Source organism: Micromonospora fiedleri, from assembly GCF_016774385.1.
In the GTDB taxonomy this organism is placed as follows: domain Bacteria; phylum Actinomycetota; class Actinomycetes; order Mycobacteriales; family Micromonosporaceae; genus Micromonospora; species Micromonospora gifhornensis.
In genome coordinates this window covers 1-14,301 of the sequence record NZ_JAETXL010000006.1, presented here as the reverse complement: position 1 = coordinate 14,301, position 14,301 = coordinate 1, and the positions used below count along the sequence as shown (strand labels likewise).

The window sequence follows — 14,301 nt, the reverse complement described above, 5'->3', positions numbered from 1 at the left end:
GGGGCGGAACGGGACGGGACTCGGGGCGGACGGTCGCTGAGCCGTCGCCGGGTCGGCTCAGCGGGAGTCTGAGTGTTCCTTGCTGGCGGTGGCGAGCACGATCACCACGCCGATCGTGGCCAGACCGGCTTGCACGATCAGCGCCAGCAGATTGAGCTCACGTGCGCCGACGAGCCAGGCGCTGATGGCGCCGAGCAGCGCGGCGGCGGCGCCGATGGTCATGGTGAGCCACAGCGGGACACCGGGACGGCCGGGAACGAAGAGCCGGCCGAGCGCCCCGACGGTGAGACCGACGGTGATGGCTGCGGCGATCCCGGGAATGGTCATGCTGCTCCTCGTCCTGGCGGTGGCGGTGTTCGCCGGGTCAGCTGCGTACGGTGACGGCCGCCCGGCCGTACACCGTCGGATGACCGGCGGCACTCACGGCCGCGTCACTGGATACAGCCCCGGGGGCGGTTGTCGTGGCCGACGGCGCCGCGCCGTCGACGTGCACCGGCAGGATCTGGTCCAGCCGGGCGGTCTGCAGAATGCGGGCGATGCGCGGATTGGGGTTGCGTACCGACAGCACTCCGCCGATGCGCACCATCCGGCGGTGCACGTCGAGCAGCAGCCCGATGCCCGCCGCGTCGATGTGCCGACAGTCGGAAAGATCGACCACGACCTGGCCGGGGTGCAGGGTGAGCAGTCGGTCGAACACCGTTCCGGTCTCCGGCAGGCAGGCCAGGTCGAACTCGGTGATGGCCACCTCCACCAGCGGCACGGTGCACTCGGGGCGTCGTGGCGTGGTCACGTCGCTGCCCCCTCTCCGGCGGTCCCCAGGTGGCTCTCACCCTGCCCAGCGGGGTTGGCAGGCACTGCGCGGACGTATGACAGTTGCGTGACAAAACACCCTGGAGGCGGTGGTGGTTGGCCGGTCGGCGGGCGCTTGGGGATGATTCCCGGTATGACAGCGGTACTGGTGATCGAGGACGACGACCGCATCCGGCTGGCGCTGCTGCTCGCTTTGGAGGACGAGGGTTACGAGGCGCACGGTGCGGCCACCGCCGAGGAGGGCCTGCGGGCGCAGCGCCGCAGCCCGGCCGACTACGTCCTGGTCGACCTGATGCTGCCCGGAATCGACGGCTTCGAGTGCATCCGTCAGCTGCGGCGCGACGACGACGTGCCGATCGTGGTGGTCAGCGCCCGCGACGACACCCACGACATCGTCGCCGCGCTGGAGGCCGGCGCCGACGACTACGTGGTCAAACCGGTGGCGATAAAGGAGCTGACGGCTCGGCTGCGGGCCCTGCGGCGGCGGGCCCGCACGGTGACCCCCGTGGAGGAGCCGGTGCCCGTGCTCGTCTTCGGCGAGCTGGAGGTCAGCCCCGAGGCCGGGGAGGTACGCCGGGCGGGTGCGCCGGTGGCGGTCACCCGTACCGAGTTCCGGCTGCTCTGCGAGTTGGCCGAGCACGCCGGGCGGGTGCTCTCCCGCCAACAGCTGCTCAGCCGGGTCTGGGGATACGACAGCGGCGACGAGCGGCTGGTCGACGTGCACGTGGGCCGGCTGCGGCAGAAGATCGAAGCCGACCCGGCCAATCCGAAACACCTGGTCACCCTGCGCGGGCTCGGCTACAAGCTGCAACGATGAGACGCCTCGGACTTCGTGCCCGGGTCACCGCGGCCTTCGCCGTCGGTGCCCTGCTGCTGTCGGCCTCGATGGCCCTGGTGTCCTACGAGCTGACCCGCCGTACGCTGCTCGACGAGCGGGAACGCACCGTGCTGCGGGCCGCCTACTACGACGCGGCCGTGGTGCGCGCCGGACTCGACACCGAGAACCCGGACGCGGGAGAGGCGCTGCGTACGCTGGACACCGGGACCGGCCGGCGGGCGGTGCTGCATCTCAACGACGACTGGTACGGCCGGGCCGCCGACAACGGCCTCACCGCCGCGATCCCGGCGCGACTACGGGAACTGGTCAGCGCGGGGGAGCCGGCGGTGCAACGCATCCGCGTCGACGACCAGCCGGTCCTGCTGGTCGGCGTGCCGCTGTCGGAGTCGGCGTCGTTCTACGAGATCGCCTCGCTGCGGGAGCTGGAGCAGACCTTCCAGGTCCTGGCGCTGGCCCTGACCGCCGTCGCGATCATGGTGGCCGGCTCGGGCGCGGCGCTGGGCTGGTACGCCACCCGGCACGGGCTGCGCCCGCTCACCGCCGTCGCGGACGCCGCCGAGCGGATCGCCGCCGGTGACTTCACCACCCGGCTGGCACCCGACACCGATCCGGACCTGACCCGGCTGTCGACCTCCTTCAACCGGATGGTCGACGAGCTGGCCCAGCGCATCGACCGGGACCGGCGCTTCGCCGCCGACGTCAGCCACGAGCTGCGGTCACCGCTGCAGACGCTCGCCGCGGCGGCCAGCGTGCTGTCCCGACGTCGGGACAACCAGGACGAGCGGACCGCCACCGCGGCCCGGCTGGTGGCCGACGAGATCGACCGTTTCCAGCAGCTGGTCAACGACCTGCTGGACCTGGCCCGCAGCGACCAGTCGGTGCACCGGCAGCCGGTGGACGTGGCCGAGCTGGCCCGGCAGGTCTGCCGGGACCGGGATCTGCCGGAGACGATGGTGCAGCTGACCGAGGACACCCCCGCGACCTGGCGGGTGGACCGGCGTCGGGTGGCGCAGGTGCTGACCAACCTGCTCGACAACGCCGAACGCTACGGCGCGGGGCCGGTCGCGGTGCTGCTGTCGCGTACCGGCGACACCGGGGTCATCGAGGTGGACGACGACGGACCGGGGGTGCCGGTGGAGGACCGTGAGGCGATCTTCGACCGTTTCGTCCGTGGCCGGGCGGCCCACTACCGCGGCGGCGGCGACGGCACCGGCCTCGGGCTCGCCCTGGTCGCCCAGCACGCGGCCGCCCACGGTGGCAGCGCCTCGGTCAGCGACCGCCCGGAGGGCGGCGCCCGGTTCCGGATCACCCTGCCCGGGAGCGTGTCATGATCGGCGCCCGACGCGTCCCGGTCGCCGTGGCGGCTGTCGTACTCACCCTGGTGGCGGCGTGCGGGGTGCCGGGCGAGGACCGACCCCGTGCGGTCACCCCACCGCCCGGCCCGTTCCCGCCGACCGCGACCGCCGCGCCGACCACCGCCGAGACCGGCGCGGTGACCGAGGTGCTCTATTTCTCCCGCGAGGACCGGTTGGTGCCGGTGATCCGCCGGATAGACGAGGTGCCCACCGTCGACGTGCAGATGCGGGACCTGCTGGCCGGGCCGACCCACACCGAACGCGACGACGGGCTGACCAACGCCCTGACCGGTGCGCTCAGCAACGCCGAGGTGGAACTCGTCGACGGGCAGGCCCGGGTCACGGTCACGCCGACGGTCGCCGACACCGGTCGTACCGACGAGATGCTCGCGTACGGGCAGATCGTCTGTACGCTCACCGCCCGCGCCGACGTCGACGCGGTGATCTTCCTACGCGACGGCGCGCCGTTGAGCGTCCCCCGGGGAGACCACTCGCTGTCGTCGGACCCGCTCACCGCCGCCGATTACGCGGTCCTGATCACCCTTCGGTGACCGGTCGATGACGGACGTCACGCGGAACCGTGACGGTTACGACACAAACCGTCGGTGACGGGGCTCCGGCGTTTGCCCTTCGGGTCGGTCGGGGCACCACATCCGGCGAGGTAACCGTTCGGAAGGACAGGCTCTCGTGGAAATCACCGGCTTCTTCACCGCCATCATCATCGGTCTGATCATCGGTGCGCTCGGCCGGCTCGTCGTGCCGGGGCGTCAGCGCATCCCGATCCTGTTGACCCTGGCGATCGGCGTCGTCGCCGCGCTCCTCGGCACACTCGTCGCCGGCGTGCTCGGCGTGGACGACACCCCCGGCATCGACTGGATCGAGCTGTTCATCCAGATCGCCTTCGCCGCGGTCGGTGTCGTGCTGCTCGCCAGCACGTACGGCCGCCGGCGCTGACCTTCACCGGCCCGTCCCCGCTGTCGCCGGGGGCGGGCCGGTGTCGTGTCCGCAGAGGCGGACCGGCCACGCACGCGGACAGCGACGGCTCGTATCCTTTCCGCGAGTCGTCGTAGCTGACGAGCGAAGAAGGGGAAAGGTGTGAACGACCGGGCTGAGACGTTGGAGTTCCAGGCCGAGGCCCGTCAGCTGCTCCAGCTGATGGTCCACTCGATCTACTCGAACAAGGACGTGTTTCTTCGCGAGCTGATCTCGAACGCCTCCGACGCGTTGGACAAACTGCGGCTGGCGGCGCTGCGCGACAAGGACCTCGCCGTCGACACCGATGACCTGCACATCACCATCGAGGTCGACCGGGACGCCCGCACCCTCACCGTGCGGGACAACGGCATCGGGATGACCCGCGACGAGGTCGTCTCCGTCATCGGCACGATCGCCAAGTCCGGCACCGCCGAGCTGCTGCGCCAACTGCGCGAGGCCCAGGACGCGGGCGCCTCCCAGGAGCTGATCGGGCAGTTCGGGGTGGGCTTCTACGCGGCGTTCATGGTCGCCGACTCCGTCGAGTTGACCACCCGCCGGGCCGGCGAGAGCGGTGGCACCCGGTGGGAGTCCAGCGGCGAGGGCACGTACACCATCGCCGCGCTCGACGACGCGCCGCAGGGGACGGCGGTGACGCTGCACCTCAAGCCGGCCGACGCCGAGGACAACCTGCACGACTACACCGCCGAGTGGACAATCCGCGAGATTGTCAAGCGGTACTCCGACTTCATTGCCCATCCGATCCGGATGACCGTCGAGCGTCCCGGCACCGACGGTGCCGAGACCACCACCGAGACGGTGACGCTCAACTCGATGAAGGCGCTGTGGGCGCGTCCCCGGGGCGAGGTCGAGCCGGCCGAGTACCACGAGTTCTACAAGCACATCGGCCACGACTGGGCCGACCCGCTGGAAACCATCCACATGCGCGGCGAGGGCACCTTCGAGTACGAGGCGCTGCTGTTCATCCCGTCGCACGCGCCGATCGACCTGTTCTCCCCACAGGGCCGTCGTGGCGTGCAGTTGTACGTCAAGCGCGTGTTCATCATGGACGACTGCGACGCGCTGATGCCCAACTACCTGCGCTTCGTCAAGGGTGTGGTGGACGCCCACGACCTGTCGCTGAACATCTCCCGGGAGATCCTCCAGCAGGACCGGCAGATCCGGGCGGTACGCCGTCGGCTGGTCAAGAAGGTGCTCGCCACCGTCAAGGACCTCAAGACCGAGCACCCCGAGCGGTACCGCACCTTCTGGACCGAGTTCGGTGCCGCCGTCAAGGAAGGCCTGATCGACGACACCGACAACCGGGACACCCTGCTGGAGATCCTGTCGGCGGCCTCCACCCACGACCCGGCGGAGCTGACCGACCTGGCCGGCTACGTCAGCCGGATGAAGGACGGCCAGAGCGACATCTACTACGCCACCGGTGAGAACCGCGCGACCATCGAGAACTCCCCGCACATGGAGGCGTTCCGGGCCAAGGGCTACGAGGTGCTGCTGCTCACCGACCCGGTCGACGAGGTCTGGGTGGAGCGGGTCGGCAGCTACGACGGCAGGACGCTGCGCTCGATCGCCAAGGGTGAGGTGGACCTGGACACCGAGGAGGAGCGCACCGAGGCCGAGGCGGAGCGGGAACGCCAGCGCACCGAGTACGCCGACCTGCTCACCTGGATGGGCGGCGTGCTCGCCGACTCGGTCCGGGAGGTACGCCTGTCGTCGCGGTTGACCACCTCGCCGGCCTGCGTGGTCGGTGACGCTCACGACCTGACCCCCACCCTGGAGAAGATGTACCGGGCGATGGGTCAGGAACTGCCGAAGGTCAAGCGGATCCTGGAGATCAACCCGGGGCACCCGCTGGTGACCGGGCTGCGCAAGGCGTACGAGCAGGATGGTGCCAACGACTCGCTGGCGGAGACCGCCGAGCTGCTGTACGGCACGGCGCTGCTGGCCGAGGGCGGTGACCTGGCCGACCCGTCGCGGTTCGCCCGGATCCTCGCCGACCGCCTTGCCCGCACCCTGTAGCCGCTGGTTGCTCGCAGACTGAGCGTCCGGTTCGGGGTCGGGTGTGGCGGTACACCCACCCGACCCTGAACCGGATGGCCCTGCGAGCGGCGATGGACCGCCGGCCTCGACTCGGTCCGGCCTGTGGCAACCACTTCCACTGTGAACTATGCGTAAGTTCACTGTCCACCGTGGATCTTTCATCCGCTTCACCCATCGGCCTCTGGCCGACCGGCGAATAGAGCGTCACCGGCCAGCGTCCACATTGGACTGACAAACGGACCGGGATGCCCCCGACGGGCGCGAATTTGCCGTCCGCTTGCCCGTTGTCGGCGCCGTTGGCACACACGTACGGTTACGACGCCAGCCGCTCGGGTGACCAGCCGGACCAAGTCAGGGCGATCACGGCGGGGCTGGCGGAACCGAAATCCCTGCCATGCAGTAGCGAAAGTTGGACAATATGAGGCGTTTTGTGGCGGTATTGGCGGTCTTGGTGATGGCCACAGCGGGATGTGGGCAGGCCGAGACGTCCAGCTCGCCGGCGTCCACGCCGACCGCATCGACGAATCCGGCATCCCCCACCGCGGCATCCCCCACCGCGGCCTCGTCCGCGGCGGCGATCGACACGTCCATCAACGAGGAGCCGGTGGATGGCTCGGACCCCGCTGCCGTGAAGACGGTCGACGTCAAGGCGCAGCCGGCGGCGCCGATCCCAGCCGCCGCCTCGGGGTACTACAAGCTCAAGACGGTGTTCCGGGGCGAGGACGAGTGCCTGGAAGGCAACCGGATCGACGGCAACTCGACCCTCGCCGGTGCCGCGTTCCAGGACACCTGTCAGGACGTGGACGGGCAGGCGTGGAGTTTCACCAAGCGCCCGGACGGCTACTACACGCTGCGGACGAAGTTCCTCGGCGAGGAGAAGTGTCTGGAAGGTAACCAGGTCGCCGGGAAGGTCCTCGGCGGCGCCGCCTTCCTCGACACCTGTCAAGAGGTCACCGGCCAGCAGTGGAAGCTGGTCAAGGCCGGTGACAACCTCTTCCGGCTGCAGACGAAGTTCCGGGAGAAGGAAGGTGAATGCCTGGAAGGCAACCGGTTCGCGCCGGAGTCCGTCCTGAAGGGCGCGTCGTTCATGGACAAGTGCCAGAACGTCACCGGCCAGCTCTGGTACGTCACCGCGATCCCGGCCTGACGCCTTCGCCTTGACTGGAGGAGCCCGGACCGCGGTCCGGGCTCCTCCGCGCGGTGATGTCCGCCGGCACCGTACGGTCCAGGCCGCGCAAGCTGGACTGTTCAGGTGGGCACGATCCGTCGGGCCTCGGCCGAGACCTCCGCGGGGTACGGCGGGTCGGCGTCCAGGACGCGGTGGGCAATGCCGGTCCGCAGCGCGGCCACCGTGATGCCGCCCGTGCCGTCCGCGACGACGTGGTCGGGGTCGACCTCGGCGAGGGCGGCCACCGCGATCGCGTAGATCTCCCGTACGGCATCCTGGGGTGGGGTTTGCAGCGCCATCGTCAGCTCGCCGGAAGCCATCCGACTGCGCAGGCGGGTGTCCCAGAGGTGGACGAAGTGTGCGATGTCGGCGACGAGGGCGAGGTCACCGAGTTGTCGAGCCTCGGCGGTGACGACGGCCAGCCAACGCCAGGGCCGGTCGATGCCGAGGTCGCCGGTCTGGTGGATCAGGCGGGCGTTGCGCATCAGTTGATCGAGATCGGCGACGCCCCCGCCGGCCTGGACCACCGCCGTGCCGGCCGTGCACATCCGGTCGTCGTCGCCGAGGCCGGCGAGGAAGGCGCGGACCACCTGCCGCGCGGCCACCAGGTCGCCCGGTGCCAGGGTGGGTGGCGGTGGCGGATACGGCAGGTCCGGCGGTGGTTGCTGCGGCAACTGCTTGCGCCGTCTGAAGATGCCCATGTGACCACTCCGTCTCGTCTCCGGTATGCCGCCCATTCGTGGTGGGAACAGGAAGTCTGACGGCGGGTGCCCGTCTGGACACCCACCGTTTCGTCGATTGTCAGTGGATCATCGGATGCTCCGCAGTCGATCTCCGGGTGCTACCGTCCCAGATGGACGAAGCCGTGCCACCGCACATCGGAGAGCCCAGGTGACCGACGCATCCCCGCTCAGCGCAGCCATCTCCAGCGACATACCCCACTCCGCTCGACTGTGGAACTACCTGCTCGGCGGCAAGGACAACTTCGCCGCCGACCGGGAGGCAGCCCAGCAGGTCCTGGCCTACATGCCGGAGCTGGTGCAGTCGGCCCGGTTCAACCGTGAGTTCCTCGGCCGGGCGGTGCGACACCTCGTCGCGGAGGCAGGCGTACGGCAGTTCCTCGACATCGGCACCGGGCTGCCCACCGCGAACAACACCCACGAGGTGGCCCAGTCGGTGGCACCGGAAACGCGGGTCGTCTACGTCGACAACGACCCGATGGTGCTGGTGCACGCGCGTGCCCTGCTCACCAGCGACCCGCAGGGCGCGACCGACTACATCGACGCCGACGTGCGCCAGCCCGACCACATCCTCACCGAGGCCCGGCGCACCCTGGACTTCACCCGGCCGGTGGCGGTCATGCTGCTCGGCATCCTGAACTTCGTGGTCGACGACGCCGAGGCCACCCGGATCGTGCGACGTCTGGTCGAGGCGTTGCCCGTCGGCGGGTACCTGGTCATCTCCCATCCCACCCGGGAGGTCAACCCCGAGGCGGTGGATCGGGCGATGGACTCGTGGCGGGCCGGCGGCGGTGCGGCGATGGCCGTGCGTACCCCGGCGGAGATCGCCGCTTTCGTCGACGGTCTGGAAATCCTCGAACCCGGCCTGGTCACCTGCTCCCACTGGCGGCCGGACGGTAACGACACCACCCCCGTCTCCGAGTACGCGGTGGTCGCCCGCAAGACCAACTGAAGTCCGCCGTACGGCTCAGGCCCCGGTCGGCGCCGGCTGCGGTGACCGCGTGCCGGCCCGACCGGACCGGGGCCGACCCGGCCGGGAGCGCCGGCCGACGGCCACGGCGGCGGTGAGGCAGACGACGGCGGCGAGGACGAGCGGCGGGCGGGCACCCAGCAGTACGGCGGCGGCACCGAGCGGGGTGGCCAGCGCGATCGGCCCGAACATGATCGTGTTGGCGGTCGCGGAGGCGCGGCCCAGCAGGTCGTCAGGGCTGTGCATCTGGACCGCGGTGACGGCGGCGACGAGCGTCCAGGGCAGGCCGACACCGGCCACCACCGAGGCGGCGAGCACCGCCGGCCACCACGGTACGCAGCGGCCCAGGCAGCTCGCCGCGAACAGGGCCGTGCCGACGACGGCCACGGTGGTCGGGCTGAACCGGGTGATCAGCCGGCCGACGACCAGCCCGCCGGCGACCGAGCCGGCGCCCTGCGCGCTGAGCAGCACGCCGAGGAAGGTCGCCGGTAGGCCCAGCTCGACGGTGACGATCTCGTACCCGGCGGCGGTGGTGAGGGCCTGCATGCCGATCGCGGTCGCGGCGAGGCCCACCGTACGCCGGATCGACGCCGAGCCGGTCAGGACAGCGAGACCGGCGCGGACGACACCACGTCGCCTCGCGCTGGCCGACGGGGTCGGGGTCAGGCGTAACGCCGCGTACCCGACCGCCACCAGCAGCGGCAGGACGGCGGCGAGCAGGGCGACGAGGTGTCCACCCTGCCAGGCGTACAGGCCGGCCCCGGCCAGCGGGGCGACGAGTTTGACCCCCTCCTGGGCGCTGGACCGCCAACCGTTGACGTGCCCGAGTTCGGCGGGGGAGAGGGCGGCCGGCAGGATGGCGCTCTCGCCGGCGTCGACGACGACGTACGCGACGCCGTACACCGCGCAGACGGTGAACAGCAGCCACAGCTGGGCGGGACCGTGCACCGCCAGCAGGGTGGGCAGCACGGCGGCCAGGGTCAGGTTCGTCGTGATCAGCAGCCCTCGGCGGGGCAGCCGGTCGACCAGGGCACCCAGCCACGGTCCGGCGAGCGTGGGGGCGTACACGCAGAGCCCGGCGAGCGCGGCGAGCCCGCTGGACCCGGTCAGGTCGAGGATCCAGATGCCGGCGACCAGCGCCATCGCGCTGCCGCCGAAGCCGGACAACACGGAGATGGTCACGAACAGGGCCGCGTTGCGCCGCACCACGCCTCCAGGGTTGAGTCAACCTGACTCACAGCCTCGGTTCTGAGTCGAGTTGAGGCAAGACTGGTGAGACCCTGTCAATGCAGCATTGACAGGGTGGCGTGCAGTTCGGCGGTGATGAGGCGGACCGGTCCGGGCAGTTCATGCCCGGCGGCGGTGAGATCGGCGGCGACGTGCCGGGCCAGATCGTGGAGCGCACCGGGCTCGGCGTCCAGGGCCAGCAGGACGGTGTGCCGGGTCAGGTTGGCGCCGGGAAGCCTGCCGTCCCACCGGCGGTCCGCCTCGATCCAGCGGTGCAGCCCGGTGAGCGCGGCGCGCAACCCGGCGACCTCGCCCGGCCAGCGCCGGTCGGCCGCTGCGCGGCGGGCCCGGCGGCCGGCGGCCAGCCGCTGACGCCGCTGTTCGGCGGCCTGGCGGCTGCTCAGGCCGAGCGCCCCGGCCACCTGGTGCCAGGTCGCTCCGGCCTGCCGGGCCTGGTCGATCAGGTCCAGTTCCGCCTCGTCCAGGCGGTCGCGGGCCGCCGGTATCCCGGCGAGACGGTCCAGCGGGTCAAGCATCCGTCAACGCTACATTGACAAGCACCGGACCCTCCGCGGCGCCGCCCCCGTGAGCGGCGCGTCCGAGGTCGAGGAGGGTCAGGCGGCGGCGGAGTCGCCGCGTGACTGCTCGCCCTGCCAGCCCGGCAGCGTGAACGGCGCGGGGTAGGTGGTCCGCTCGGTGGTCCTGGTCTGCTGCGTCGAGCCGCCCTGTGCCAGGCTGAGCGCCCGCTGTGCCTGCTCCCAGGGCCCGCAGGGCCAGTCCTGTCCGGCGCAGAGCAGGTGAGCGCAGCCGCCGTCCTCTGCCGGAGCGTGCGCCTCGGCGACGTCCAGGGCGAGCCGCCACAGCAGTGGATCGGTCACCTCTTCCGGGCGGTCATAGGTGTGGCTGGGCCGATTGCCGGCATTGTCGGACACGGGTGGTCCCCCCTTGCACTCAAGCTTCCTTGCTCTTGCCTCTCCAGTCTGCACGCAGGTCAAACACGTGACCCTGGACGGTTGGCCGAGGTGGGGGTGATCACCCGCCCATACTTCGGGACGATTGACAGATGACCTTCAGCGCGTGAAAGTTGTCCGCAACCTGATCACTCCTAACGGTCCGGTGTGTGACGCTGCGTAGTCGGTGATGCGGGCAGCGTCTACATCGGATGCCTCGTCGCGCTGCCCGCACAAGTCGAGCGCGGCCGAGGCGCATGCCTAACCCCCACCGCACACCGAGAAGGGGCTACGAGCCTCATGTCCGAATTCCGTTCCAGTGCCCGGTGGCGACGCCGGGTACCCATGGCTGCCGCACTGGCGGCCGGCACCGCGGTGCTGCTGCTGGTCAACCCGGCGGCCGCCGTCGTGTCGCAGAACGCCACCACCCCGGTAAGCGAAGTGCCTGAGGACCTCGGCCGACTGGCCGACGAGCAGGCCAACGTGGTCGAGGTGCTGCTGGCCGACAAGGACGAGTTGGATGCGCTGGTGGCCACCGGCGTCGACCTCGACCACCACGTCCACCAGAGCGAGGACGGCATCGTCGTCCACGCGGTGGTGACCGGTAACGAGGTGGCCACGCTGACCGCCGCCGGGTTCACCTTCGGCGAGGTGCTGCACACCCCGGCCGACTCCGCGGCGCGGATCGCCGAGCGGGAGGCGACCATCGCCGCCCACCTGGCCGACAACCAGGAGTTCATGGATGGCGGCGCCGGAATGGCGGCGCGGTCCGCCGCCTCCGACGTCAAGATCATCCGGGCGGACTACTTCACCAACGGCACCAACCAGGTGCTGTCCGTGGAGGCCAAGTGGGCGGGCGGCCAGGACGCCAACAACGCCCTCACCGTCCAGCGCGACAGCGGGCCGGGCACCGAGATGGGCTCCGGCGGTACGCAGAACATCAGCCGCTTCGTCGACGCCGGGGTCTACATGTACCACCGGGGCGCGTCGAACGTGACCAGCCGGCCGGAGTACGTGCAGATCACCAGCCCCACCGGTGACGTCGCGGTGGCCAAGGTCAAGGAGTGGCTGCCGATCTCCGGTGACGCCCCCGAGGGCCCGGGCTACCAGAAGGACTTCGTCAACAGCTACCTGACCCCCACGGAGCTGTACGACCGGATCCACACCCTGGCCGCCCAGTACCCGAGCATCTCGGAGATCGTCGAGCTGCCGCACAAGACCAACGGCTACCGGCGCAAGGCGCAGGCCGTGCTCGGCAGCGGCAACGCCAACCGGGTCGGCATCGACTCGCTGGCCTGGGGCCACGAGGGTGGCAACGACATCTCGGTCGAACTGGTCAACCCCGGCGCCGCCGACTCGGCGCTGACGGTGGCCGTCACCGGCAACGACGTGCGGGTCAGCCTGGCCACCGACGCCTCCGGCGCGGTCACCAGCACCGCCGCGCAGGTCGCCGCCGCGCTCAACGCGGAGGCGGGCACCCTGCTGAAGGCGTACACCTATCGGGGTAACGAGGGCGCCGGTGTGGTCGCGCCGGCCGCGCCGACCCAGCTGTCGGACGGCCTCTCCGCGCCGGAGTCGGTCTCCCGCGAGCCGCACTCCGTCTACGCCATCCGGATCGGCAAGCACCGCGACGGCTCCAAGCTCGGTGTCCTGGCCTACGCCCAGGAACACGCCCGTGAGTGGGTGCCGCCGCTGGTGACCATCGAGACGGCCGAGCGGCTGCTGCGCAACTACGAGCACGACGCGAACACCCGCGAGCTGGTCGACAACCTGGACATCTGGATCGCCCCGTCGGTGAACCCGGATGGTGGTCACTTCTCGTTCTACGACTTCGCCTCGCAGCGCAAGAGCATGACCAACCACTGCACGCCGGAGACGAACGGGGACTTCCTCGGCCGTACCTCCTGGGGTGTGGACAACAACCGCAACTACACCGAGTACAGCCTCTTCGACGGCTACTCGGGCGCCTCGCACTCCTGCACCAGCGGCTCGTACGCCGGTCCGGCCGAGCTGTCCGAGCCGGAGAACAAGAACGTCGACTGGCTGGCCTCCCGGCCGAACGTCAAGTTCTCGATGAACCTGCACTCCTCCGGCAACTACTTCATGTGGTCGCCCGGCTCGTACGCGACCCCGGGCCGGATCTCGGCGCCGCGGCCGACCCTGGCCGAGGAGTCGCTGTTCTGGGGCGCCTCGTCGCGGATCCTGACCGCCATCAAGCGGCACCGCAACCTGGCCGTCACCCCGGCGCGGACCGGTCCGATCGCCGACGTGCTCTACTCGGCGGCCGGCAACTCCGGTGACATGCTCTGGTACAAGTACGGCATCTACGCCTGGAACTTCGAGGTCGGCACCTCCTTCCAGCCGCCGTGGGCCTCGGCCAAGGAAGAGACCATGGAGTTCTCCAACGGTCTGGTCGAGATGCTGCGGGTGGCCCGCGACTACGACACCGACACGGCGGCCCCGACCAGCACGGTCAACATCGCGCCGAGCGCCACGTCGGGCATGGTCGACGTCACCTTCGACACCAGCGAGCCGGCGGCGGTCTTCTACACCGTCGACGGCAGCCGGCCCACCTTCGAATCGACCCTCTACGGCTCGGGCGGCGTCCGGGAGGGCGGGGAGACCCTGACCCTGCCGAACGGCACCACCCTGAACTGGTTCTCGGTCGACTCGAAGGGCAACGTCGAGAACGGCTACGTGCCCGACGGCACCGGCACCAACCACAACACGACGAAGGCCTGGGACCCGGAGGCACTGCGGGTCACGGTGACCACGCAGGTGCGGTGCGTGGCCGGCAAGGCGTACGTCGCGGTGCAGGCGCACAACCAGAACGACGCGGCCGTCAGCATCTCCCTGGAGAGCAGCTACGGCACCAAGGCCGCCGTCAACGTCGCGCCGGGCGCGAGCACCTTCCAGCAGTTCAACACCCGCTCCGGCACGGTCTCGGAGGGCTCCGCCTCGGCGCACGCCACGGGTGCCCTCGGCGGCGAGACGGTGACCACCACCGTCACCAAGGAGTACGCGGCCGTCAACTGCGCCGACCCGCGGCCCGCCCAGTAACCGACAAGCGACGACGGAGATACGAATGAACACATGGAGTCGTAAGCGGCTGCTGGCCGCCGGTGCGTCCGGTGCGCTGCTGGCCGGTGTGGTGGCGGTGGGTTCGCCTGCTTTCGCTGAGCCGGGTGACGATGCCGGGGTGGAGGTGAC

General features: G+C 70.5%; 15 protein-coding genes. 8 read left to right on the top strand and 7 right to left on the bottom strand.

All coding sequences use genetic code 11. The annotated features are described in order from the left end of the window. Positions 1–57 precede the first annotated feature (57 nt). Positions 58–327, bottom strand: a complete 270-nt coding sequence (locus tag JMF97_RS17115; protein ID WP_203222473.1) for a GlsB/YeaQ/YmgE family stress response membrane protein — start codon at positions 325–327, stop codon at positions 58–60. 37 nt (positions 328–364) lie between these two features. Continuing rightward, complete coding sequence (locus JMF97_RS17110; RefSeq protein WP_203222472.1) at positions 365–790, bottom strand: STAS domain-containing protein; 426 nt, start codon at positions 788–790, stop codon at positions 365–367. A 153-nt stretch (positions 791–943) separates the two neighbouring features. On the opposite strand from JMF97_RS17110, the gene JMF97_RS17105 reads away from it, so the two are divergent. From JMF97_RS17105 to htpG, 5 genes are all read left to right on the top strand, one after another. Continuing rightward, positions 944–1,627, top strand: coding sequence for a response regulator transcription factor (locus JMF97_RS17105; protein ID WP_013734240.1), 684 nt, complete (start codon positions 944–946; stop codon positions 1,625–1,627). Further along, entirely contained in the window at positions 1,624–2,979 is a 1,356-nt protein-coding gene (locus JMF97_RS17100; protein ID WP_203222471.1) for a sensor histidine kinase, read from the top strand. Before JMF97_RS17105 ends, JMF97_RS17100 begins: the two co-directional genes overlap by 4 nt. Further along, complete coding sequence (locus JMF97_RS17095) at positions 2,976–3,554, top strand: GerMN domain-containing protein (RefSeq protein ID WP_203222470.1); 579 nt, start codon at positions 2,976–2,978, stop codon at positions 3,552–3,554. The genes JMF97_RS17100 and JMF97_RS17095 overlap by 4 nt, the downstream gene beginning before the upstream one ends. Positions 3,555–3,690: 136 nt before the next feature. Then, positions 3,691–3,957 carry a GlsB/YeaQ/YmgE family stress response membrane protein gene (locus JMF97_RS17090; protein WP_203222469.1) on the top strand — a complete coding sequence of 89 codons (267 nt, stop codon included), beginning with the start codon at positions 3,691–3,693 and terminating at the stop codon, positions 3,955–3,957. 201 nt (positions 3,958–4,158) lie between these two features. Continuing rightward, positions 4,159–6,015 carry a molecular chaperone HtpG gene (gene htpG, locus JMF97_RS17085; protein WP_238359616.1) on the top strand — a complete coding sequence of 619 codons (1,857 nt, stop codon included), beginning with the start codon at positions 4,159–4,161 and terminating at the stop codon, positions 6,013–6,015. A 381-nt stretch (positions 6,016–6,396) separates the two neighbouring features. On the opposite strand, the gene JMF97_RS31345 is transcribed toward htpG, so the two are convergent. Continuing rightward, positions 6,397–6,627 (bottom strand): hypothetical protein, encoded by a 231-nt coding sequence (locus JMF97_RS31345; RefSeq protein ID WP_238359573.1) that lies wholly within the window; start codon positions 6,625–6,627, stop codon positions 6,397–6,399. Positions 6,628–6,640: 13 nt separating this feature from the next. Here JMF97_RS31345 and JMF97_RS31340 point away from each other — a divergent pair, with 13 nt between their 5' ends. Then, positions 6,641–7,183: an RICIN domain-containing protein gene (locus JMF97_RS31340; protein WP_307816955.1), complete on the top strand. Its 543-nt coding sequence runs from the start codon at positions 6,641–6,643 to the stop codon at positions 7,181–7,183. 101 nt (positions 7,184–7,284) lie between these two features. On the opposite strand, the gene JMF97_RS17075 is transcribed toward JMF97_RS31340, so the two are convergent. Continuing rightward, positions 7,285–7,905 (bottom strand): hypothetical protein, encoded by a 621-nt coding sequence (locus JMF97_RS17075; protein WP_203222466.1) that lies wholly within the window; start codon positions 7,903–7,905, stop codon positions 7,285–7,287. Between the two features lie 190 nt (positions 7,906–8,095). Between JMF97_RS17075 and JMF97_RS17070 the strand changes: the two genes are divergently transcribed. Continuing rightward, positions 8,096–8,896, top strand: coding sequence for an SAM-dependent methyltransferase (locus JMF97_RS17070; RefSeq protein WP_203222465.1), 801 nt, complete (start codon positions 8,096–8,098; stop codon positions 8,894–8,896). A 15-nt stretch (positions 8,897–8,911) separates the two neighbouring features. Here the strand turns inward: JMF97_RS17070 and JMF97_RS17065 are convergent, their stop codons facing one another. The 3 genes from JMF97_RS17065 to JMF97_RS17055 form a co-directional block, all read right to left on the bottom strand. Then, positions 8,912–10,120: an MFS transporter gene (locus JMF97_RS17065; RefSeq protein WP_307817000.1), complete on the bottom strand. Its 1,209-nt coding sequence runs from the start codon at positions 10,118–10,120 to the stop codon at positions 8,912–8,914. A 77-nt stretch (positions 10,121–10,197) separates the two neighbouring features. Beyond that, positions 10,198–10,677, bottom strand: coding sequence for a hypothetical protein (locus JMF97_RS17060; protein ID WP_203222463.1), 480 nt, complete (start codon positions 10,675–10,677; stop codon positions 10,198–10,200). A 78-nt stretch (positions 10,678–10,755) separates the two neighbouring features. After that, positions 10,756–11,073, bottom strand: coding sequence for a hypothetical protein (locus JMF97_RS17055; protein ID WP_203222462.1), 318 nt, complete (start codon positions 11,071–11,073; stop codon positions 10,756–10,758). Between the two features lie 318 nt (positions 11,074–11,391). On the opposite strand from JMF97_RS17055, the gene JMF97_RS17050 reads away from it, so the two are divergent. After that, positions 11,392–14,151 (top strand): M14 family metallopeptidase, encoded by a 2,760-nt coding sequence (locus JMF97_RS17050; protein WP_203222461.1) that lies wholly within the window; start codon positions 11,392–11,394, stop codon positions 14,149–14,151. The last annotated feature ends 150 nt before the right edge of the window (positions 14,152–14,301 follow it).